This window comes from Nostoc sp. DSM 114161, assembly GCF_052692665.1.
Genome location: NZ_CP195141.1, coordinates 5,052,501 through 5,076,049, shown reverse-complemented (window position 1 = coordinate 5,076,049; position 23,549 = coordinate 5,052,501). Strand labels below are relative to the sequence as shown.

Genomic DNA, 23,549 nt, shown 5'->3' with positions numbered 1-23,549 from the left:
CTCCTTCAAGGAGAGGAAGGCTGGGTGGGTTTGTCTTGTCAAATTCACGTTGACTTATTTACGAATTACTACTAAGCGTTGCATTATGACAAAAATTGTATCTGTTCACTCATTCCGTGGTGGCACTGGCAAATCAAACCTGATTGCCAACTTAGGTGCTGTTCTTGCACGCCAAGGACAACGCGTAGGTATTGTTGACACCGACATCCAATCACCAGGGATTCATATTATTTTCGGTCTAGACGAAGAAAAAATTAATCGTTCTCTCAATGACTATTTGTGGGGTCGTTGTGCTATTAAAGAAGCTATCTACGATGTCAGTAACGTTCTCAAGGCAGAAAATGAGACAGGTATGGCAGACGGCAGCCTCTACCTGATTCCTTCGAGTATCAAAGCTAATGAAATTTCCCGAATTTTGCGCGAAGGTTATGACGTAAGCCGACTCAACGAAGGCTTTGAAGATTTCATCCGCTATTTGAAGCTGGACTATTTACTGATTGACACTCACCCCGGACTTAATGAAGAAACCTTACTTTCCATTGCTATCTCTGATATTTTGGTTGTAATCATGCGTCCAGACCGCCAAGATTTTCAGGGTACTGCTGTCACAGTCGATGTAGCAAGAAAGTTGCAAGTGTCTCAAATGCTGTTGGTGGTCAATAAAGTGCTACCAGCCTTTGACTTTGATTCTTTGCAAAAACAGATAGAAACGCTCTATAACACCCCAGTAGCGGGCATTGTACCTCTTTCTGAAGAGATAGTTCAGCTGGCAAGTAGCGATATTTTCTGTCTGCGTCATTGCGATCGCCCTTTTAGCCAGACAGTGAAAAAAATTGCTGCACACATTTGTAGTAACCAAGAGGAGGTAATTATAGGAGGCGATGTCTACACAATCGATCGACCAACAGGAATTTCGTGCTAGTATACTTGCCTACTACGGCGCTAATGCCGAAGAGACACAAGAGCTGCTTGCCTACAATCAAAACATCTTTGACCGCACCTGTTTAAAACTTCCCCTCAAGTTTCCGCTGCCATCTAAACCCCACATAGCTGCTTGGGAGGAATATGCAATTGCTGGCAAGGATATAGGAACCTTTGAAGCACTCAGACGCGTATTGGTTCAGTTAAGGTTTCCCATACTCGAAGGTATCAGCCAGACTGAGGCATATCGTTCTGCTACCCGCAAAGGTCTATCGGTGGATGGTATGGCTGAAGCAACTGGTTTGCTTTTGAAGGAACCAGAAAAACTGCAATTAAGAGTGCATCAAAGTTTAGCTGGAGCGATTCCAGTTTTGCAAACTGGAAACCGCCAAGATTTTGTTTCTTTGGTACAGGCGCTAACAATGCGGAATGAACCGAGTTTAGTTCCTGCTTCTATGGGAGCTTGCATAGTTGCCGGCTTCAACAACTGGGATCGAATTCGCCGCTATCGCGAACAATGGGAACATAATTTTCCTAATTGCTCTGAAGCTGAATGGACAGAAGAGTTTAAGCTGCTGATACCGCAAAAGGAACTTTATCAGGATCGGTTCATTATTTTGAGTGACGGTGATTATAGCAATGTTTCAGCCAGCGATGTAGGAGTGTCGGAACAGGAATGGCGGCGTCTATCGCTGACAATTCGGCTGGAACATGAATGTACTCACTACCTCACCTATTGCTTGTTTAATTCAATGCGTAACAACCTGCTTGATGAATTGATTGCCGACTACAGAGGCATTGTGGCGGCTATCGGATACTATCGCGCTGACTGGTTTTTGCGCTTTTTGGGGCTGGAGTCATTTCCAGATTATCGGCAGGGGGGTAGACTACAAAATTATCGGGGTCAACCGCCGCTTTCAGATGGAGCTTTTGAGATATTAAAGATTTTAGTGAAAAATGCCGCAGAAAATTTGCAGTGTTTTGATGCTGAGTTTAATGGGGATTTAGGCCAAACCTACACAAATATTTCACATCAATTAATAGATAAATCCGATCGCCAAACTTTGATTTTAATCGCTCTTTCCTGTTTGACATTGGAAGAATTGGCTTCAGGAGAGGCAAACTTGCGTATCCAAAAAAACATAGATCGATTTTATGGCAGAAGTTCTACTCCAGGAATTAAGTAATAGCGATATTAATTGGATGATTGCTACAGGTTTTCAGAGGGAAATAGCTGCTGGTACTGTACTCATCCAAGAGGGAAAAAGTAGCGATACTCTACATTTGATACTCGATGGAACTTTGGTAGTTACTATTTCTCAAACTGATAAAAATCCTCTCGGCCGTGCTTTTACAGCCATAGAGGGCAGCGAAATAAAAGATCGGGAAATTGCGAGGTTATCAAGCGGTGAGATAGTGGGAGAAATTCCATTTGTTAATGTACGCCCAACTGCTGCAAGCGTGAGGGCTGTTGAAAAGTCGCTGGTGATATCGATTCCTCAACAGGACTTGGCGGTGAAATTGCACAAAGATGTTGGTTTTGCTTGCCGTTTTTATCGAGCGATCGCTATTCTACTTTCAGACAGAATAACTCAACTCGGTCGTAACAAGCTGATTAAAGGTCAGGCATTGAGAGATATGCTGTTTGTTTTGGGAGAATTAAATGACAGTGACATTGATTGGATGATTGCTACAGGTAGTTGCCAAAAAGTTGCTGCTGACTCGATACTCATCCGTGAGGGAGGGCCTGTAGATGCATTGTATATCCTATTAGATGGAACAATGAAAGTTTCGATTTCTGAGGATCGCCGCAATCCCCTAATTCGGGTTTTTGCAGCCATAGAGAACACCCAAACCCAAAGTCGAGAAATAGCAAGATTATCAAGGGGCGAAATTATCGGAGAAACACCTTTTATTGATACTAAGCTACCTCCTGCAACAGTCCAGGCTATTAAAGACTCACTTGTCTTATCAATTCCTCGACAACAATTAGCAGCAAAATTACAGCAAGATATCGGTTTCGCATCTCGCTTTTATCGAGTAATTGTCACTCTGCTTTCAAATAGATTGGATGAATTGCTTAGTCGGCTTGGTTATGGCAGACGCGTTTATAGTAAGGGTGAATCACTAAATGAAAATGTTGAATATGAAGATGAATTAGATTCTCAACTTTTGGATCGAATGGCGGTGGCTGGAACAAAATTTGATTGGATGCTGAAAAATTTAAAAGCAATTTAAATCTTTCAATCTTCGATGTTAGGTGTTAAGTTTTGGATTAATACCTATTTTATTAGGACTTATATCATGTTCGGGTAATTAGTTATGATTTCAGTAATCATTAAACCCCACCCCGCCAAAGCGGTGCTTTGTCTCCCCTAAGAGCAAGCGGGGAGGGGATTAAGGGGTGGGGTTCTTCGGGTTTAATAAGTAATTAAGCGCACATGATATTACGCAAAAACTTTTTGAAACTCTTATTTCTTTGTGTACTTCGCGTCCTTTGCGGTACCCTTCGGGAAGCCGCTGTGCGTCTACGTTTTTCTTTATTTTGCGTAAGTCCTGTTTATATAAAAATTGTTTTTTAAATTAGTCTATCATTCTATACCTTATACCAATTGTATCAAATCCCTGTCCATTATCTTGGACTCACAAAATAAATTGCGTCGGTTCGCACACCAGTTCAATTTTGATTTCACTGGCAACCGCATATTTAATTGCGTTTGTCAATTTCTGTTCTCTTGGCGTTGTTTGAGTTTCAGCATAATTTCGGCGTGCATCTCGCGGGTAATTGGATAAAAATACGTTAATACTAAGCCAAAAATTAGACAAATTGCCGGTATAGGCCCAACAGCAATCCGAATAGCTAATAGTGCTGATTCTGGTTGAGTAGGTAATATAGTTTGTCCAGCAACAGCAGCTTTAAAACCGGCTACTTCCAATGAATTTCCTACTAAAAATAGCCCTAAAGCTAAACCGAATTTTTGTAGTAAAACCATGAAACCATAAAAAATACCTTCTCTGCGTTGTCCGGTTTGCAGTTCATCTAATTCAATCACATCTGGAATCATCGACCAGGGAATTAGATAAGCTGTCGATACACCAATACCTGCCATTACAGCCATAAAATACATCAACAAAATTTGACCGGGTTGTAAGAAAAATAATCCTGCGGCTGCTATAATCCATAAACTCATCCCCAGAAAATAAACAACTTTTTTGCCAATTTTTTTGCTTAATTCACCCCAGACAAATAACATCACCAAAGCAGTTCCTTGGACTGCAATCATTACCGTGGGAACATCTGATTCCTTGAGGCGCATACAATCCACTACAAAATAGGGAATAATGCTGGCTGTGACTTGCACTCCTAGCCAAGAAAAAAGATATATACCAATAACAAATAAAAAAGGTCGGTTGCTGAAAGCAATTTTTAACTGTTCAAAGAAGGGAAGAGATGGAGGTTCCTCGATTTGGATGCGTTTGGCTTCAAAAGCGAGAATGCGATCGCGGACTCCAAAAACGCACCAATATAATCCTAAAATCGAAATTATTGTAGAAATTGCTGCTAAAACTAGATATTGTTGTTGGCGATCGCTAATTTGAGAAAAAACAATTTGCGTTAAAATCAAAGACAAAATGCTACCACCAATAGAAAATGTAAAGCGATAGCTGTTAAGGCTAGTGCGTTCGTCATAATCTTGAGTTAATTCTGGAGTCATGGCCGTATAGGGCAAATTCACAACAGTGTAAAATGCCTGAGATATCACCCCAATCGCCACGTAATACCAAAACAACGGCCAAATATTATTACTCTGCTCTGCACTAAATTGCGGTACAATCCATTGCAAGAAAAAGAATAATCCAAAGGGAATTGCTCCATAAAACATCCAAGGAAGACGACGACCCCAGCGACGAGATTTAGTTTTATCAGTCAGAAACCCGACAACCGGATCGTTTACCCCATCCCAGATTTTGCCAATCAGTAAAATACTGCCAGCTAAACCCGCTGGAATACCAGCAACATTAGTAAAAAAAACCAGCAGGAAAAACACAGAAATATTTGCAGTAATGGCCGGGCCTAAATCTCCTGCACCGTAAGCCAATTTTGTTTTAAAATCCAGTTTTTCATTTAAAGGATTTCGTTGGGCATCACCATCGGCAACAGAATCATTCATAATAACTTGCCCTCATACTAAAATGTTTGCGTTTGCCTTCAATAGTACCTGCTTAGCAATTCCCTAAGAATTATGCCAGACCTTTATGTTTCTTGGTCAGATTATCACCAAAAGATTGAACAACTGGCCATTCAGATTTATGAATCCGGTTGGGAATTTAACCAAATTATTTGTCTTGCCAGAGGAGGACTGCGAGTTGGAGATATTCTCTCTCGGATATACGATAAACCCCTAGCAATTTTAGCAACCTCATCTTACAGCGGCCCCGGCAAGCAAGAAAGAAGTAATTTAATTTTGTCCCGCCACTTGACGATGACCAATGAAAAGTTAGGTTCGCATATTCTTTTAGTTGATGATTTAGTAGACTCTGGAATTACACTCCAGCAAACTATTCCTTGGCTGAAAAAAAATACAGATTTCGCCATTGAAGAAATTCGCACAGCCGTACTGTGGTATAAAGCCTGTTCAGTTATAGCACCCGATTACTACGTTGATTACCTACCCGATAACCCCTGGATTCACCAACCCTTTGAACACTACGAACAGATGAACATCGCCGAACTCGCGGCGAAGGTTAGCCAAACGTGTTGATAAATACTTACTATAGGGTTCCTATTTGATTTTTGAACGACGAAGCTGTCTAGAAGCTTAACATAGAGAGTTTTTTTCTCAGTATACTGAGCAAGATTTAAGTAGGATTCCTATAGAATAGGCTAATCTGTAATTTATATTACACTTTACAAAAGTAATTTAACTGTGTTAATAAATACAAGGCGCATATTCACCAGTTTCTAGCTATCCTGTAATTTTTTAACTACACTTTGTAACCTTTGAACAGTCTATATTGTGTTTTAATATTATTGTTTGCCTTTGAGATGTACTCTTGTTCTTCGGGTGTGAGTATATGTAGTTTGAAATATCAAGTATTTAGGAAAGGATAGCTTTCTACTTATAGGGATAGAATTGAGCTTTATTTTATCATCTAATTTTTCTATGATTTTTATCTATGGAAGAAACAGTCCACGACAACTTTTTCAAAAATTTTACCGTAGTAACAGCAACTATATCCGCAGCAGATTATCTTCCTGAAAGCTCAGGTATTTATGCTTTTTATCATGCATTTGATTTTTTAGAGAATAATTTGTCTGAGTGTATAGATAATCGTATAAAAAATACTGTCTTTAAAACAAAGTTTTTTGAAGAAGATAATAAAAGTAAGTTTATTGTTGATACTTGTGGAGAGCCAATTGGATTATCTCCAAAAATGGAGCTATTTATCAAAGCTATTTCTCAGCCTCAAGAACGAAGAATGTTAAAAAAGCTGTTAATCTCATGTAGCATTCTCCAACGGCCAGATTACATTGGCACTGCAATAAACTTAAAATATAGATTTATTCAGCATTTGGAAAGAGACGATGGTTTTTTCTCCAAATACGGAAATTTGAGAGCCAATGATGAATTTTTATTCGTTTGTTTACTTTGCCCAAAAAATATTTCTAGAGAGTTAGAAAGCTTATTAATTCAACTATGTCAGCCTAAATTTAATACACAGAGGAGTTAAAAATGGAATTAGATAATCAGTCTCCAGAAACTATTGAATATAAGGCAATCAGTGGTAAGTTTGGGGAGGTAAGGTACTTTATAACTACTCTTGATCAAAGTGATGCAGTTGAAAATATTAGATTTGCTGATGAAATTCAAGGCAGTTGGAGTTTCTCTGAACGAGTTCAGAGAAAACTAGATGAAAACCGAGCAAAGACAGAAATTTTTTCTTACCTAGCGCAGAGTAGAATTCGTTTTTTTAATTCAATTGTCGTCGTACTTTTGCCTAACTCGAATAACCAAAGAGAATTTTGGGACTTCTCTACAGTTAGTAGTCAGGGAAAAACAGTTGAGAAATGGGTCAACTTAAAGCTATATAAGAACGTAGCCAGAATTGTAATTGATGGACAACATAGGCTTCTTTCATTAAAGAGATATTGGGATGCTTATACAGGAAAAGAGCCTTTAAGTCCAGAACAAAAAAATGACAATTTCAATTGCTCAGAAACATTTGATATACCTGTGGTTTATCTAGTGTTCGGTAATCTGGGTAGGGTTGGTCATGCAGACTTAAGCGAAACTGTAAGAGATGAAATAATCAAAGCAACTCGCAATATCTTTACTGTTATAAACAAGACAGCAAAATCAATCGATAAACCAACTCAACTCTTGTTAGATGATAGCAAAATATCAGCATTGATTCCTAGAAAGCTTTTAGAAGAAGGAGTGCTTGAAGATAGATTCGTTAAATGGTCTGACCCAACAAGAAGCTTGACTCAATCAGACCCTTATCTAACAACTCTAGATTTATTAAGCCAATGTACTGTTGAACTACTAAAAGATTATAAGACGCAGGCTCTAAAGAAACCATTTAATTCACAAAGTGAGCGTAAGATGGCCTTGGACACTTATTATGAGTCTCATCCTAAACTTCATGAAATAGGCACTAAAGCATTGTTGAAGTGGTTTTTTACTGAACTTCAGCCATTCAAAGACTGGGTATCACAGATTGAGTATGTAGGTATAAACGTTCCTATTCAACCGGAGCAACCTGGATTAACTAAGCTCCAAAAAACAAGTATAAAGAAATTACGGGATTCCAACATTCTGTATACTCTTATAGGACAGAAAATTCTTTTTTTCGCTGTTTCAAGGTTCTTGCTTAAGATAAGAATAGAGTACCGTATTCCAGCAATTTTTGATGCCATATCACTTAGTATAACTAAGATGTATGAAGATGGCTTTTTCAATCGAAATAAAGCTCATTGGGCTAATGTTTTAGTCCAACCAAATGAAAAGCTAGCTATAATCACTAAAACTTCTGGCTGTGATAAATGCATAGAACTTCTTAAAATGATATTGCTTGATTCGTCTGATGGCGTGAGAGAATTGATAAAGCGTACTAAAGAGAATGTCAGTAATGAGGTTAACTGGAATGAAGCTTTGATATCAAATTGGAGAAAAGAGTTTCATGTTATATTACCTGAAGTTCAATTAATTGATGAGCAGATAAAAGAATCTTCTGAATCAAATAACTCCTTTACTGAAGTAAGAGATTTGCTTGACTCTTTTGAAGAAGACGAAGAGGAATCTGATGAAATTGAAGATGATGACGATATTTTTCAAGAAGCTGAGTAAGTAAAATACTAATCTTTATGTAAATAAATTTAAAATCAAAACAGCCACAGCCAAATCGGCAGAGTAAGCAGTAACAGAATGACTCCACTGGCTAATGCTGTTACTGCCAAATCGCGATCGAGATTGAATGCTTCAGCAATTACTAGTGTGGCGAAAGCTGGAGGCATAGCCATTTGCAGCACTATTACCTTAGCTGTGGAACCAGTTAATCCAAACAGTGGCAGAATGCTGCCCAAGATTAATGGGACTAATAACATTTTGATGCCCAAGCTCATGCTGGCTTGTGGTAGACTGCGCCAAGAATTGAGCAGTGCTAATCGCATTCCAATTAACACTAAAGATAAAGCTAGGATAGTCCAAGCTAATTTTTCTAGGAATAATTCCACAACGGTGGGAATTGCCACCTCTCGAAACAGTAATCCAAATCCAAAACTCCACAGACCAGGATTAATTAAGATGGCTTTAACTGTGTGCCAATGATTCTGGACGCCACCGCCAAAACGCGCTGCTAGGAATACACCCAAGCCATAACTTCCTGGGAAGGAACCTAACAAATCGTAAAATAACGCCCAAGCAAAGTATTCCTTGCCTACCATTGCTAAGGTGATGGGAAAGCCGAGAAAGCCTGTGTTACCGAACATTGCTGTTAGGAGGAAGCTAGCTTGAGTTGGCGCTTGGGGAACGGTCTTTCTAAAATGAGCTTGTGCTTTAATGCCTACCCAACCTAAAAAAGCACCGAGTAGAATGGCTAGGTAAGCGATCGCGGGTGCAATCCAAACCTGCGCCGACAAGCTGGATTGACGCAAAAAAGATACTATGCTTATGGGTACTCCCACCCAATAAAGAAACCGTCCTAAATGGGTAGGAACCGTTACAGGTAGTTTGCGTCCCAAAATAAAACCTACCAGTATTAATCCTCCCAGCTTGACGTATAGTTCTAAAAGGTTTGTCAAAATTGCACCTAAGAACCACCAATGTAAAATGCTACCTGTTACTTATACTTTTTGTCCAGTGCAAAATCTGTTATGGCTATTCCACAAAACAGGAGTTTTTCCTTGAAGAAAGCTGGGTTTTCTAAAAAACTGCAAAATTCATCACCTGACCCTGATGATATTCCAGTGGCTATACGCGATACTCCTGTTGCAGCACCGAAGATGTGGTTGCAGCCCCAAATTTTACTGATTGGGGGAGTAGCGAGCTTTTTGCTGCTGGCTTTAATAAGCGGTTTTTTGTTTTTCATCACTACGCCGAAAAAAACTGTTAATTCTGAACCTTCACCAATTAGTTCTGCTCCTGTAACTCCGCCAGCATCCAATAATTCCAACAATACTCTGTTGGGTCATCTGGCATATCCACAAGCGCCTGAGTCAGAACTAGTAACCATTTCCGGAAATAGGGGCATTAGAATGCGAAAATCTGCTGCCCAAAAATTTCAGGAGATGGTAGCAACAGCGCGGAGTGCAAATGTAATTTTGGTGCCAATTTCTGGTTTTCGCTCGGTTAAAGACCAAGAGCAATTGTTTTTTGGTGTGGGTGCCGAGCGAAATCAAACACCAGCACAACGAGCTGCCCTCAGCGCTCCTCCAGGTCACAGCGAACATCACACGGGTTACGCTGTAGATATTGGAGACGGTGCAGCACCAGCCACTAATCTCCAAATTAACTTTGAAAATAGCAAAGCTTATCAGTGGCTACAAGCAAATGCGGCGCGTTTTGGCTTTGAAATGTCCTTTGCCAAAAATAATATTCAAGGTGTGAGTTACGAACCTTGGCACTGGCGTTTTGTTGGCGATCGCGATAGTTTGGAAACATTCTATAGAGCCAGAAATTTAAAACCCACCCCAATAGCTAAATAAAACTTTATCTACGCTCAAAGCCGAATGAGCGTTTTTTTTATCCTCAAGTGCGGAAATTTACTTTTATTTCAGGTTTCTTGGCTTTTTCTTAACCTTTAGCCTTATGGAGGCTGAAGCACTAGTTCCCTGAGTGCTGGACAGTAATAGCCGGCGATTTCTTTAGCGATCGCATCTGGTCGGGAAATTGTATCTAAATTGCAAAATAAAATTACGGTAATTTTGTCATCAATAAAACGAGTAATATTACTGGCGAATCCTAAAATTGAACCATTGTGACCAACTACTCGGCGATCGCCATAATTCAATACCCACCAACCTAAACCTGCAACATATCCCAATTTGTCCCAATCATCGCCTTGATTGGGAAAATTAGCAGTCCACATGAAATCGAGGGTTGATTGCTTAAGCAAAGTTCCACGAAAAAGTGCTTGTTCCCACTTCACCATATCTGCCACACTTGAGAGTTGGCCTCCAGCAGAATAAGTGACTGAGGGACTGTAATAAGGTTTATTAACGAGTTTGTTATTTAGCAAGCGATAGCCAGCTGCCCGGTTTGGCACAATCTCTTTGGGATCGTTCATCAAACTTGCATTCATTCCCAAAGGAGCAAAAATGCGATCGCGCAATAAATCTCCATAGGATTTTCCAGTTACCTTCTCTAGCATCAAACCCAGCAAATAGTAGCCTGTGTTGTCATAAGCACTAAACTCACCTGGTTGAAACTTCAGGGGTAGGTCAGCAACTAAAGCCAAAATTTCCGATTTCGATAAATCAAGGCGGGTAAGTTCCCAGTAGTTTGGAGCATCTGTATAACTGGGAATTCCAGACTGATGAGAAAGAATATGTTTAATTTTGACGCTTTGCCAGGCTAAAGGCGGGCGATCGAGATAATTTGTTATGGGTTCGTCTAATGAAATTACTCCTTCTTCTACTAACATCATCGCGACAAGAGCGGTGAACGTTTTACCGACAGACGCAATTTCATAAACTGTGTGTTCAGTCGCCGCAACAGAATGTTCAACATTCGCCAGTCCATAACCCTTAACTAAAACAGGTTCGCCTTCCTGCACTACCGCAACAGAAAGTCCTGGAATCTGGTTTTTAATCATTGTGGCTCGAATATAGTCGTCAATTACCATTGACCTGAATTTTGTATGGTAATAGGCACAGAAAATTATTTCAAAATCAAAATGTACTTTGGATTTTTCTTTCCTGTCCTTATCTGCCTAAGTTTGACTCCTCTACTACATAACTCCTTACTTGTGTCAACTTTTGAGTTAAGAAAGATGTTTATAATCGATAGCTTTTAAGGGCAGGGGTTTCCTTTCCCCTTTCCCCTTTCCCTTTCTTCTTTAGTCTCCAGTACTATGTCCAGAATTCTGAGTTTTGGCTTCTGATGCTTCGGACTGAGGTTTTTGGTACTTACCAGGATATTTATGCTGAAAATAAGCTTCCAGTACTTGTAAAGCCATTGGCCCGCAAACTGTACCGCCATGATCGCCGGAGTTTTCACCAAACGCTACAACCACAATTTCCGGCTTATTAGTGGGAGCATAAGCACCAAACCAAGTATGATTTGGGCGACCAACACCAGCTTCAGCGGTGCCACTCTTTCCAGAAGCTGGGGCAATTGTGGGCACATCTAAGCGCTTACCTGTACCCTCACTCACAACCTTTCGCAGTCCGTCGCGGAGAACTTTGATAGTTTCCGACTTCATATTTAAAGACTCTCGCCAACTTTTTGCTTCTTCGTTGTCTTTGAGTAAATGCGGTTGAACTCGATACCCACCATTAGCAGGGACAGAAAACATAATTGCTGATTGTAGCGGTGTCACTTGCAAAGCGCCTTGACCAATTGACATATTAATGGTGTCACCTATAGTCCAAGGTGCTTTCATAACTTTCTGCTTCCATATTTCATCTGGAACCAAGCCTTTTGATTCTTCGTTGACAAACTCAATGCCAGTTTTTTGACCAAACCCGTATTTGCGACTCCATTCGATTAAACTTGGCCCGCCGACTTTTCTGCCAACTTGATAAAAGAAAGTATCACTACTCATAGCCATTGCTCTGGGAAATCCTAATGGCCCAAATCCAGCGTGGTTCCACTCGCCAAAAGTGACCCCACCAATGGTCAGGGAACCATAGGTTTGTAATATTGAGTCAGGAGAAAATTTACCCGATTCCAACCCAGCTGTCGTAGTAATAATTTTATACGTACTGGCGGGTGGAAAGGCGCTCAGAGCACGATTTACTAAAGGATGGTTTTTACCTTGCACGCTTTCCCAATCTTTCTGGGAAAGTTTTTGTTTAGAAAAAATATTTGGGTCAAAGGTCGGATAAGATACCATTGCTAAAATAGCACCATTATTCGGGTCGAGCGCCACGATCGCTCCATTGCGATTGCCCAAAGCTTTTTCTGCTGCCTTTTGCACATCTAAATCTATAGTTAAGTGCAAATCATTACCAGCTTTGGCTTCTTTCTCACCCAAAACTCGCAGCGGCCTACCAGCACCATCTACTTCTACCTGTTGACCTCCCCATTCACCCCGCAGCATTTTCTCATAAGCTTTTTCAACTCCCATTTGACCGATGACATCACCCAATCTATAGCCTTCCTGTTTCTTTTCCTTTAACTGTTCGGGAGTTAATTCTCTTGTATAACCTAATACGTGTGCTAATTCCTTGCCGTGTGGGTAATAGCGAACTGCTTCTGTGGAAATTTCTACGTCTTTAAGTTCGCTTTCATACTCTTTTAATGCCGTAATTTGTGCTTCGTTCAAGTCACGAGCAATCCGAATTAGCGAAGAAGAGTTAGCACCAGCTTCTTCTAATTTCTTTTCCATCTCTTCTTGGGAAACGTCGAGAACTTGAGATAGACGTGGAGCCACAACCGACCACGAAGGTTTAGTGTGTGCCATCGGCCACAAATATACAGAGCGCGGATAGCGAGTACTAGCTAAGAGTTTGCCGTTGCGGTCAAAAATATTGCCTCGCTCCGGTTGTTTGGGGATCGTGCGAATCCGATTCGCTTCTGCTCGTTTGCGGTGATTCGCTCCTTCAACAATTTGCAAGTATGCTAAACGAGTACCGATTCCCGCCACCATCAACACAGTAAATACAATGAAAAATATCGGCTGAGCACCGCGTCCAACTGTGCGCGTATTTTTTTTGCCACCAAATGGAGATGGTTTTAATAAGGTCATAAGACAAAGAGTATTTCAAAATTAAGATTAACTGTAAATATTTACGATAAGCACTACTGGGTGCTAGAGAATTAGCCGGGTATATTTATGAACATATTCTTTTTGGCGGATACAATAAACCAAAGTGTCAAATCTAGTCTGCCCAATAGAGTAGATAAATTGACCAAATCAGGTAAAATCACGGCATTCTACTAAGGATTATGGCTCAAACTGTGATGCAGAATCAGAGGGGGATCGCAGGTTTTCATCCACTTGACGTTGAACTGCGTAATGTGTTCAAGTTTTTCGATCGAGAACCAGCAGTACACGGAATTGACTTGGAAGTTAAACAAGGGGAATTTTTTAGTATTTTAGGCCCCTCCGGTTGTGGAAAGACAACAACACTGCGCTTAATTGCTGGCTTTGAAATAGCTGACACTGGTAAAGTGTTGATTCAGGGCCAATCTATGACTAATGTGCCCCCTTACCGCCGACCAGTCAATACTGTATTTCAAAGTTACGCTTTATTTAACCACTTGAATGTCTGGGATAACATCGCCTTCGGACTGCGGTTAAAAAAATTACGTAAAGCAGTAATTGAAAGTAGAGTCCAAGAAGCCTTAAAACTGGTGAAAATGGAAAGTTTGCGATCGCGTTTTCCCAATCAACTTTCTGGCGGTCAACAGCAACGCGTTGCTTTGGCAAGGGCCTTAGTCAACCGTCCCGCTGTCGTCCTATTAGATGAACCTTTAGGGGCGTTGGATTTAAAATTACGTAAGGAAATGCAAGTTGAGTTATCGAATTTACATAAAGACTTGGGTTTGACCTTTGTGATGGTAACACACGACCAAGAAGAAGCACTTTCCTTGAGCGATCGCATTGCCGTGATGAATCAAGGCAAAATAGAGCAAATTGGTACTCCCAGCCAAATTTACGAACGTCCCCAAACCTCTTTTGTGGCTGATTTTATTGGCGATACTAATTTATTTAGCGGTGAAATCCTTGCCGTCAACTCCGGTGATGTGCAAATTTTGACAAAAACAGGACTCTCAATTATCATCTCTCGTGCTGAAGATACGCCAACTGAATTATCACAGCCTGTAGTTGTAAGTGTACGCCCAGAAAAAATCCAGCTTTCACTTTATCCACCGAATTTACCAACAAACTGTTTTGAAGGTCGGTTAGTTAATGTTATGTATTTGGGTACACACGTTAATTACATTGTGGAATTAACGAATGGCGTCAAAATTAATGCATTACAACCTAATACTTTTGGTAGTTTACCAGACCGCGATACGCCAATTTATGCTTGGTGGGCAGAAACCGATTGTTTAGCATTATTAAGTAATTAGTTGTCCTTTCTTCCTCAGGGACGGCAAAAAAGCTAAGATACAGATTCTGATAAATTTCATAACCTTTAAACTTTGTCGATCGTATTTCTGTTAATTCCGATTTAATTTGGTTAATTCGGTTAATAATTTTATGCAAGCTTACTGTTTACTGAATTGTTCTTGAGAAAAAACTAACAAACACATCTCTCCGAAAAAGCTGAAAACTATACCAGGTAAGAAATATCAATGATCCGACCGCGCAAGGTCTTTGCTCAGCATTGGCTTAAAAGTGAAAAAGCACTCGACGCAATTATTAAAGCAGCAGAGTGTAAAGAAAGCGATCGCATTCTGGAAATCGGCCCCGGAACGGGTATTCTCACTCGTCGTTTACTACCTTTGGTACAATCTCTACTTGCAGTTGAAATAGACCGCGACTTATGCGAACTATTGGCAAAGCAACTAGGCAAAAGAGAAAATTTTTTACTGCTACAAGGAGATTTTCTCACCTTAGATTTACCATCTCACTTGGTAGCATTTCCTAATTTCCAAAAGCAAAATAAAGTAGTAGCCAATATCCCCTACAATATTACCGGCCCAATTATTGAGAAACTACTCGGTACCATTGCTAATCCTAACGCCGAACCATTTGAATCGATAGTGTTGCTAGTACAAAAAGAAGTAGCAGAAAGATTGTACGCCCAACCAGGGTCAAAAGCCTTCGGGGCGTTGAGCGTGCGGGTACAATATTTAGCTGAGTGTGAGTTAATTTGTACAGTCCCAGCCGCCGCATTCCATCCACCGCCAAAAGTCGATTCAGCAGTTGTGCGATTGCGTCCCAGAAAAATAGAGATACCAGCACTCGATCCCAAGCGGTTAGAGAATTTGGTAAAGTTGGGATTTGCTGCCAAGCGCAAAATGTTACGAAATAATTTGCAATCAGCTGTAGAACGCGATCGCTTAACCCAATTACTGGAACAATTAGAAATAAATCCCCAAGCCAGAGCCGAAGACCTCAGCGTTCAGCAATGGGTAACTCTGGCAAATGAATTAGGAGTCGGTACAGACGCGATTAATCAGGCCTGTACGGAGCAAGGAATACAGCAGAATTATTTATAACCAATGCCCCATGCCCCACTCCCCATTCCCCATTCCCCATTCCCCAACAATGCATTCCTACAGTTTAATTGCCCCTGCTAAAATCAATTTGTATTTGGAAATCATTGGCGATCGCCCTGATGGCTATCACGAGTTAGCAATGATACTCCAAAGTATTTCCCTAGCAGACCGCATTGATGTCTTATCTGCAAACAATGACAGCATTCGCGTCCACTGCAACCACCCACAAGTACCAACAGATAAAAGTAATCTAGCGTACAAAGCAGCAGAACTGATGGCAACGCAATTTCCTGAAGCTTTTGCTAAATATAGGGGTTTAGAGATTAACATCAACAAGCAAATTCCTGTAGCTGCTGGGTTAGCTGGAGGTTCCACAAATGCTGCGGCTGTCTTGGTAGGAATAGATTTACTCTGGAAATTGGGATTAACTCAGTCAGAATTAGAAGAATTGGGAGCGACACTCGGTTCAGATGTGCCATTTTGTGTATCAGGTGGAACAGCGATCGCCACAGGTAGAGGCGAGCAACTTTCTCCATTACCAAGTTTGGATAACATATATATAGTATTGGCAAAATACCGCAGCTTAGAAGTTTCCACTGCTTGGGCTTACAAAACCTATCGTCAGGAATTTGGTAATTCTTATATCAGAGATAGCAACGACTTAGTAGCGCGTGCTAACGCAGTCCACTCACGAGAAATAGTAAAAGCCATCTTTGAGCGAGACGCAGGAAAAATAGCCCAAAAGCTGCACAATGATTTAGAACGCGTAGTATTACCAGCCTATCCCCAAGTGTTGCAACTCAGAGAAGTCTTTGCAAATCAAGAAGGCGTTTTGGGGACAATGATGTCTGGTTCCGGGCCAACAGTATTTGCTCTTTTTGAGTCCGAACACCAAGCAGAACAAGTTAAGCTGCATATCAGGGAAGCAATTTCTGATGAAGACTTAGAATTGTTCGTGGCTCGGACAATTACACACGGTATTCAGGTACTATCTTCGGTTTAAAAATGACGATTAGCGAGTGGGGAGATGGCAACGCCTTGGGGAAAGGGAAAAGGCAAAAGGAGCGATCTTTCTTTTCACCAATGCCCAATGCCCAATCCAAAATCCAAAATCCAAAATCTAAATCTAAAATCTAAAATTGTATGAGTGACCAAAATCTAACCCCAAAAACAGATGCTCAAGCAGAGGTAACAGCGAGTCCTTTACGCTCCATAATTGGTGCTCTAATTTCTGGAGGAATGGCATTTGCAATGTATTCGCTAATGATTGCGATCGCCACAAATTTTGCTGCCAAACCCGTCCATTCAATTAACCCATTGGTAATAAAAATTACCTCTGCTGTTCGCACTTTGGTTGTTGGTATAGTTGCTTTAGGAAGCGGTATATTCGGGATAGTAGCAATTGGTTTGTTAGCTTTGGCAGTGCAATTATTAATACAGCAGTTAACCAAACCAAAAAGTAGCGAAAGCTAATAAGTTGTTTTTAATCAACAACCTAAAGATACAAGTTTTTCCAACGAACCGCGGTTTTTGATTAATTGCAGCTTCCCATTTTTAGAAGATTCAAGAAGTTGTTGCTGTTTTCTCCAAGTTTTTGGAGAAAGACCGTGGTGTTGACGAAACTGGCGAGAAAAATGACATGTGTTTTGATAGCCTACTGTAATAGCAATCTGCTCAATTGTCCGATCGGTATTTTGGAGTAATGGACGTGCAGCAGCCATCCGACGCTTGACAATCCAAGCGTTTACAGTCTCTCCTGTTTGTTTTGCTACCCGGTTGGTTAAGTAAGCAGGTGAATAACCAACAGCAACAGCTACATCAGACAAAGTAATTCCTTGGTGATAATTATCTTCTATGAAGTCGAAAACTGGCTGTAATTGAGGAATAGATGGAAAAATAGACTCAGAGTTAGTTGATGAAGCTAGCGATCGGCTAAGTTGATGATAGTTATTGGTGTACCAGTACTTTAATAAAGCTTGCTTTTCAAATCGGACAGCGATCGCTCTGAGCAAATCCTCTATAGTAGAAGGCTTAGTCAGATAATCATCTGCTCCCAACTCCATACCTTTACGAAGATCTGCTTGAGTATTACTACCAGTCAAAAAAATGAAAGGAATAATACCCGTGTCAGGATGCTGCCGGAGTCTAGTCAAAACATTGTAACCATCCATATCCGGCATTTGAATATCACAAATTACCAAGTCGGGTAAATGCTCTTGTGCTTGCTGTATACCAGCTAGGCCATTTTCAGCACCTATAGTATTAAAACCTTCAGCCTCAAGAACCTCTAAGAAGACATTCCGGGTAACGGCATCATCTTCAATAACAAGAATTTTTTTCGATGATTCGTGTATCATTTTTCCATCAATAGGATTTTTGTGGCAGGAAATGATGAGCGAACTTTGTACCGACTTTTCTTTAAAAACCTATGAGTCCTAATCCGAACATAGTTATTAATTAATAACTAAGAAAACTGCATCAAGGAACCAGTAAATTTCAATTCAATTTCTGGCTGTAGTAGTAATGGAAAGCTAAATTAAACTCACCTGTACCCGCCAGAATTCATATATCTAGTTAGTTAATCAGCAAAGTCGGCACTATACCCATTAATGAGTTGCCAATCACAGCTTTCTAAAATTCTAATCTTGCTATTCCTTAGTCAAAAATAAAATCCATTACAAAGAATCAGAGATAAGTTATGATTTTAATTTTGATTTTAACAATAAATTATGATTTTTTTATAATGGTAATGTAAAGATATTTTTGGTAATTTTCTAAGACATAAATAAATATTATATTTTATTTATGTCAAAATTCAACTATCGAGTCTTACATTAATATTTAATGATATATATTTATACTTAATTTTATTTACAACAATAAGTTTTCCCTATCTATTAAATAAAAAATACTTGATTTTTATTCTACATAAAAAATATAATAATTAGACAGTTTAGTAATTTTGTATTTTTAACCAGATATAATACTAGAGCCTAAAATAATATTGACAAGTCAAAAAAGTTATTAATCAATAATATAAATTATTCTAAGTTCCATATCCTAGATCTATTTCGCTTAACACACAAGTTCAATTATTATTAAAATAATTTTCATTAATTTGTCCATTAAGGGATTAAACTACATAATAATAAACTTCGTCATCTGTCACAGGGTATACATTTTTTTGCTAATTTTTGTGCTTGTCTTCTCAAAAATCATCCAAAAGAAATAGAAAATATTAAGCAAATATATGGTATATAGATCTTTCTTGCAATTAAAGGATGTTTGCGCCTTCTAAAAGGTCTGATTCCAAAACAGACAAATCCTATGATGCATGTCCCATCAAGACATAAAACTTGATAAGAGCCATTGTGTCTTTCCTAAGTCTAAGTTAGTTATCCTAAGGAAAATAAATTAGATTCTAAAAACAAAAAAATAGACGCATCTATCAAAAAATTGTTCATATACTAGTTTGCCAAACATTGAGTAAGCTTATATGAAGAAGCTGCTTCTGCAATACGGTTCATCTGTAAGAGCGGGTTAAACTAGATATTTATTCTGTCGGTTATACCCGCCCTTATTTTTAATATAAATTTGGAAATCTAATTTTATTTATAATTGGTTGTCTTATGCTGTCCTTAATTTTTCATATCAAGAGCCTGCTAACCAAATTTTAATCAAGATAATATTCCTCGTCAAAATTGGACATCAATTGTTTTTCATAGAAAATTAACCATGAATTAGCTAGGTAAGTTAAGCCTAACAGTATTTAGTAATTATGGAATTACATAAAAATAAGTTATTAATTGACTTAAAAAAATACTATATCGAATTCAGCAATAATATAAAAAATCTGTGCGTGAAATAAATAGTAGTTACTATAGTGTCAAGCGAGCGTATTTTATGAATCAAAATATGACTGATTATCAAATACAAATGGGCAAAAAAATTAATAACGAACAAATCGAACAAATAATCAAAGCAATTATCGCAGGTAAATACTCTTGGGCATGTGTTTTAATCCTACGTTTTTCTGGTTACAATCCGATAGATTACATACCTTATCGCACCTACATTCGACTGCTTAAAAATAACTGTTTAGTTGAAAGTTCAAAATCTAGCCAAACTAATAGCGATGTTGAAAGTTTAAACCTTAAGTCCACCTGGCTTCAACTCTGAAAAATTAAAAAATAGCCTTGTTGCACGCGCTTCTTGAGAAAAACATGTAAAGTTAGCCTTACATTTTCTAATTCATACTTTTTGGTCATCATTAACATATGACTTACCCATTTACTATTCCTAATACTCAGCTACTGCAACCTACCCTAAAAGAGATCGTGTGGCAGAAAAAGTATGAAGTTGCACAAATTCAGCAGGAAATGTCTTTAGCTTCATTGCAACGTCAGTTAACTGCTGCACCAACGGTACGAGATTTCCTTACTGCTTTACAACAAAGTCATTACCGACCTTCCATCATTGCAGAGGTGAAGAAAGCATCTCTAATTCATGGAATAATCAAACCAGACTTAGACCCAGTAGCGATCGCCAAAGCTTATGAGCGTGGTGGTGCAACTTGCATCTCTGTAGCCACCGATCGCAAATTCTTTCATGGGAGCTTTGAAGCTTTACGCACCATCCGCCATAGAGTAGCATTACCTCTACTTTGTAAAGATTTTATTTTAGATCCATGCCAAATTTATTTAGCACGAGCAGCAGGCGCAGATGCCATACTACTGATTGCAGCGATTCTGTCCGATCGGCAACTTCAAAACTTTTTGCGAGTGATTCACTATCTAGGTATGAATGCTTTGGTAGAAGTACATACCTTGGCAGAACTGGATCGGGTGCTAAAACTTGATGATGTGCGCTTAATAGGAATCAACAATCAAAGTCTAGAAGATTTTAGCGTTGATATCGATATAACTGGGCAATTGCTGGCAGCTAGGCGATCGCAGATCCAAAGCTTGGGCATTAATATTGTCAGTGAGTCTGCCTTATATACATCCGCTGACTTATCCTTTGTTGCTGAAGCTGGTACACATGCTGTTCTACTTGGAGACACTTTAGTTAAACAAGACGATGTACAACAGGCAGTGCGTAACCTCCTGCAAGTAAATCTTTCCACCCACAACAACCTTCTCAAGAAGGCAACAAAGGAAAGATAGTTTTGAAAGTGATTGAAGAATATCATCTTCCTTTTGGTCAACTCATGGAGTTGGAAGCAGCACTGCTCAATGGATTTGACCAATTTAGAAAAAATTTTCCTTTACCCCTTGACAATCCCTAATAGACTAGTTACTCTAGATAAGTGTGAAGGCGAGAGAGAACGCCGAAAACACCTGAACCGTAAAAACGCAATACTTTGAAAGCTTAAGAAATAACCAATCCTCGTCAAGAGAATCTGATTTGGCAACACCAAATTAAAGATAATCGAAAATTATAACTAGGATTCCGAGATAAGATTACATCTTTTTCGGATATCAAACTCGAAACACAACAAAACGGAGAGTTTGATCCTGGCTCAGGATGAACGCTGGCGGTATGCTTAACACATGCAAGTCGAACGAACTCTTCGGAGTTAGTGGCGGACGGGTGAGTAACGCGTGAGAATCTAGCTTCAGGTCTGGGACAACCACTGGAAACGGTGGCTAATACCGGATGTGCCGGAAGGTGAAAGGCTTGCTGCCTGAAGATGAGCTCGCGTCCGATTAGCTAGTAGGTGGGGTAAGAGCCTACCTAGGCGACGATCGGTAGCTGGTCTGAGAGGATGACCAGCCACACTGGGACTGAGACACGGCCCAGACTCCTACGGGAGGCAGCAGTGGGGAATTTTCCGCAATGGGCGAAAGCCTGACGGAGCAATACCGCGTGAGGGAGGAAGGCTCTTGGGTTGTAAACCTCTTTTCTCAGGGAAGAACACAATGACGGTACCTGAGGAATCAGCATCGGCTAACTCCGTGCCAGCAGCCGCGGTAATACGGAGGATGCAAGCGTTATCCGGAATGATTGGGCGTAAAGCGTCCGCAGGTGGCTGTGTAAGTCTGCTGTCAAAGAGCGAAGCTCAACTTCGTAAAGGCAGTGGAAACTACACGGCTAGAGTGCGTTCGGGGCAGAGGGAATTCCTGGTGTAGCGGTGAAATGCGTAGAGATCAGGAAGAACACCGGTGGCGAAGGCGCTCTGCTAGGCCGCAACTGACACTGAGGGACGAAAGCTAGGGGAGCGAATGGGATTAGATACCCCAGTAGTCCTAGCTGTAAACGATGGATACTAGGCGTGGCTTGTATCGACCCGAGCCGTGCCGTAGCTAACGCGTTAAGTATCCCGCCTGGGGAGTACGCACGCAAGTGTGAAACTCAAAGGAATTGACGGGGGCCCGCACAAGCGGTGGAGTATGTGGTTTAATTCGATGCAACGCGAAGAACCTTACCAAGGCTTGACATGTCGCGAATCCTGCTGAAAGGCGGGAGTGCCTTCGGGAGCGCGAACACAGGTGGTGCATGGCTGTCGTCAGCTCGTGTCGTGAGATGTTGGGTTAAGTCCCGCAACGAGCGCAACCCTCGTTTTTAGTTGCCAGCATTAAGTTGGGCACTCTAGAGAGACTGCCGGTGACAAACCGGAGGAAGGTGGGGATGACGTCAAGTCAGCATGCCCCTTACGCCTTGGGCTACACACGTACTACAATGCTACGGACAGAGGGCAGCAAGCTAGCGATAGCAAGCTAATCCCATAAACCGTGGCTCAGTTCAGATCGAAGGCTGCAACTCGCCTTCGTGAAGGAGGAATCGCTAGTAATTGCAGGTCAGCATACTGCAGTGAATTCGTTCCCGGGCCTTGTACACACCGCCCGTCACACCATGGAAGCTGGCAACGCCCGAAGTCATTACTCCAACCATTCGTGGGGGAGGATGCCTAAGGCAGTGCTGGTGACTGGGGTGAAGTCGTAACAAGGTAGCCGTACCGGAAGGTGTGGCTGGATCACCTCCTTTATAGGGAGACCTACCCAACTTTGATATCGAGGACACACAGTTAATAGATATAAAGATGGTCATTCCTAGGTCGGTCGAGATTGGTAAATAGCTTTCAAAGTATTAGTGGTTCAGTAAATGTTAAGTTAAAAGCCAGAAAAATTCAGCAACAAGGCATTTTGCCAGACTGCTGGGTAAAATCTCAGCCAGAACCTTGAAAACTGCATAGGAATGCGAAGCAGGCAGACACAGACATAAATTGTGATTGTAAGTGTTTGCAAAGATAGTGGTCAAGCTAATAAGAGCTGACGGTGGATACCTAGGCACACAGAGGCGAAGAAGGACGTGGTTACCGACGAAATGCTCCGGGGAGTTGGAAGCAAACATTGAGCCGGAGATATCCGAATGGGGCAACCCTAAATACTAGCTGCTGAATATATAGGCAGTCAAGAGCCAACCCAGCGAATTGAAACATCTTAGTAGCTGGAGGAAGAGAAATCAAACAGAGATTCCCTAAGTAGTGGTGAGCGAACGGGGAAAAGCCTAAACCAAAGGGTTTACCTTTTGGGGTAGTGGGACAGCGATATCGAATCCCTAAGCTAGACGAAGCAGCTAAATACTGCACCAAAGAAGGTGAAAGTCCTGTAGTCGAAAGTAGAAGGATAGTAGCTGAATCCCGAGTAGCATGGGGCACGAGGAATCCCATGTGAATCAGCGAGGACCATCTCGTAAGGCTAAATACTACTGTGTGACCGATAGCGAACCAGTACCGCGAGGGAAAGGTGAAAAGAACCCCGGAAGGGGAGTGAAATAGAACATGAA

General features: G+C 40.6%; 18 protein-coding genes and 2 rRNA genes (1 of these 20 only partly in view). 15 read left to right on the top strand and 5 right to left on the bottom strand.

What is annotated here, in order from left to right:
- The first annotated feature begins 85 nt into the window (after positions 1–85).
- From NSTC745_RS21725 to NSTC745_RS21715, 3 genes are read left to right on the top strand one after another with little or no spacing between them, the layout of a single operon-like run.
- The gene (locus NSTC745_RS21725) at positions 86–922 is read left to right on the top strand and encodes a MinD/ParA family ATP-binding protein (protein ID WP_445632797.1); all 837 of its coding nucleotides are present in this window, start codon (positions 86–88) and stop codon (positions 920–922) included.
- Entirely contained in the window at positions 882–2,108 is a 1,227-nt protein-coding gene (locus tag NSTC745_RS21720) for a DUF7005 family protein (RefSeq protein WP_445632796.1), read from the top strand. The genes NSTC745_RS21725 and NSTC745_RS21720 overlap by 41 nt, the downstream gene beginning before the upstream one ends.
- Entirely contained in the window at positions 2,077–3,159 is a 1,083-nt protein-coding gene (locus NSTC745_RS21715; RefSeq protein ID WP_445632795.1) for a cyclic nucleotide-binding domain-containing protein, read from the top strand. Before NSTC745_RS21720 ends, NSTC745_RS21715 begins: the two co-directional genes overlap by 32 nt.
- A 482-nt stretch (positions 3,160–3,641) precedes the next feature.
- Here the strand turns inward: NSTC745_RS21715 and NSTC745_RS21710 are convergent, their stop codons facing one another.
- Entirely contained in the window at positions 3,642–5,093 is a 1,452-nt protein-coding gene (locus NSTC745_RS21710) for an MFS transporter (RefSeq protein ID WP_445632794.1), read from the bottom strand.
- A gap of 72 nt (positions 5,094–5,165) precedes the next feature.
- Here NSTC745_RS21710 and NSTC745_RS21705 point away from each other — a divergent pair, with 72 nt between their 5' ends.
- The 3 genes from NSTC745_RS21705 to NSTC745_RS21695 all read left to right on the top strand — a co-directional run bounded on the left by NSTC745_RS21705 (position 5,166) and on the right by NSTC745_RS21695 (position 8,273).
- The gene (locus tag NSTC745_RS21705; RefSeq protein ID WP_445632793.1) at positions 5,166–5,684 is read left to right on the top strand and encodes a phosphoribosyltransferase; all 519 of its coding nucleotides are present in this window, start codon (positions 5,166–5,168) and stop codon (positions 5,682–5,684) included.
- A 415-nt stretch (positions 5,685–6,099) separates the two neighbouring features.
- Positions 6,100–6,654: a GIY-YIG nuclease family protein gene (locus NSTC745_RS21700; protein ID WP_445632792.1), complete on the top strand. Its 555-nt coding sequence runs from the start codon at positions 6,100–6,102 to the stop codon at positions 6,652–6,654.
- Between the two features lie 2 nt (positions 6,655–6,656).
- Positions 6,657–8,273: a DNA sulfur modification protein DndB gene (locus tag NSTC745_RS21695; protein WP_445632791.1), complete on the top strand. Its 1,617-nt coding sequence runs from the start codon at positions 6,657–6,659 to the stop codon at positions 8,271–8,273.
- A gap of 35 nt (positions 8,274–8,308) precedes the next feature.
- On the opposite strand, the gene NSTC745_RS21690 is transcribed toward NSTC745_RS21695, so the two are convergent.
- A complete protein-coding gene (locus NSTC745_RS21690; RefSeq protein WP_445632790.1) occupies positions 8,309–9,226 on the bottom strand; it encodes an AEC family transporter in 918 nt (305 codons plus the stop codon).
- 102 nt (positions 9,227–9,328) lie between these two features.
- Here NSTC745_RS21690 and NSTC745_RS21685 point away from each other — a divergent pair, with 102 nt between their 5' ends.
- The gene (locus NSTC745_RS21685; protein WP_445638655.1) at positions 9,329–10,129 is read left to right on the top strand and encodes a M15 family metallopeptidase; all 801 of its coding nucleotides are present in this window, start codon (positions 9,329–9,331) and stop codon (positions 10,127–10,129) included.
- A 101-nt stretch (positions 10,130–10,230) separates the two neighbouring features.
- Here the strand turns inward: NSTC745_RS21685 and NSTC745_RS21680 are convergent, their stop codons facing one another.
- Both NSTC745_RS21680 and mrdA read right to left on the bottom strand, forming a co-directional pair.
- A complete protein-coding gene (locus NSTC745_RS21680) occupies positions 10,231–11,268 on the bottom strand; it encodes a serine hydrolase domain-containing protein (protein WP_445632789.1) in 1,038 nt (345 codons plus the stop codon).
- A 213-nt stretch (positions 11,269–11,481) separates the two neighbouring features.
- Positions 11,482–13,335, bottom strand: a complete 1,854-nt coding sequence (gene mrdA / locus NSTC745_RS21675) for a penicillin-binding protein 2 (protein WP_445632788.1) — start codon at positions 13,333–13,335, stop codon at positions 11,482–11,484.
- Between the two features lie 200 nt (positions 13,336–13,535).
- On the opposite strand from mrdA, the gene NSTC745_RS21670 reads away from it, so the two are divergent.
- The 4 genes from NSTC745_RS21670 (at position 13,536) to NSTC745_RS21655 (ending at position 17,234) form a co-directional block, all read left to right on the top strand.
- Entirely contained in the window at positions 13,536–14,666 is a 1,131-nt protein-coding gene (locus NSTC745_RS21670) for an ABC transporter ATP-binding protein (RefSeq protein WP_445632787.1), read from the top strand.
- Positions 14,667–14,891: 225 nt separating this feature from the next.
- Positions 14,892–15,761 carry a 16S rRNA (adenine(1518)-N(6)/adenine(1519)-N(6))-dimethyltransferase RsmA gene (gene rsmA / locus NSTC745_RS21665; RefSeq protein WP_445632786.1) on the top strand — a complete coding sequence of 290 codons (870 nt, stop codon included), beginning with the start codon at positions 14,892–14,894 and terminating at the stop codon, positions 15,759–15,761.
- A gap of 49 nt (positions 15,762–15,810) precedes the next feature.
- On the top strand, positions 15,811–16,764 hold the full coding sequence (ispE, locus tag NSTC745_RS21660) for a 4-(cytidine 5'-diphospho)-2-C-methyl-D-erythritol kinase (RefSeq protein WP_445638654.1): 954 nt from the start codon (positions 15,811–15,813) through the stop codon (positions 16,762–16,764).
- A gap of 140 nt (positions 16,765–16,904) precedes the next feature.
- A complete protein-coding gene (locus tag NSTC745_RS21655; RefSeq protein WP_445632785.1) occupies positions 16,905–17,234 on the top strand; it encodes a DUF3082 domain-containing protein in 330 nt (109 codons plus the stop codon).
- A gap of 14 nt (positions 17,235–17,248) precedes the next feature.
- On the opposite strand, the gene NSTC745_RS21650 is transcribed toward NSTC745_RS21655, so the two are convergent.
- Positions 17,249–18,118, bottom strand: coding sequence for a response regulator (locus tag NSTC745_RS21650; protein WP_445632784.1), 870 nt, complete (start codon positions 18,116–18,118; stop codon positions 17,249–17,251).
- 1,546 nt (positions 18,119–19,664) lie between these two features.
- On the opposite strand from NSTC745_RS21650, the gene NSTC745_RS21645 reads away from it, so the two are divergent.
- The 4 genes from NSTC745_RS21645 to NSTC745_RS21630 all read left to right on the top strand — a co-directional run.
- The gene (locus NSTC745_RS21645) at positions 19,665–19,940 is read left to right on the top strand and encodes a HetP family heterocyst commitment protein (RefSeq protein WP_445632783.1); all 276 of its coding nucleotides are present in this window, start codon (positions 19,665–19,667) and stop codon (positions 19,938–19,940) included.
- Between the two features lie 98 nt (positions 19,941–20,038).
- On the top strand, positions 20,039–20,926 hold the full coding sequence (gene trpC, locus NSTC745_RS21640; RefSeq protein ID WP_445632782.1) for an indole-3-glycerol phosphate synthase TrpC: 888 nt from the start codon (positions 20,039–20,041) through the stop codon (positions 20,924–20,926).
- Between the two features lie 333 nt (positions 20,927–21,259).
- Positions 21,260–22,748 (top strand): 16S ribosomal RNA (locus tag NSTC745_RS21635).
- Between the two features lie 267 nt (positions 22,749–23,015).
- Positions 23,016–23,549 (top strand): 23S ribosomal RNA (locus NSTC745_RS21630); it runs 2,292 nt beyond the window's last position.
- Together the 16S and 23S rRNA genes form the textbook arrangement of a ribosomal RNA operon.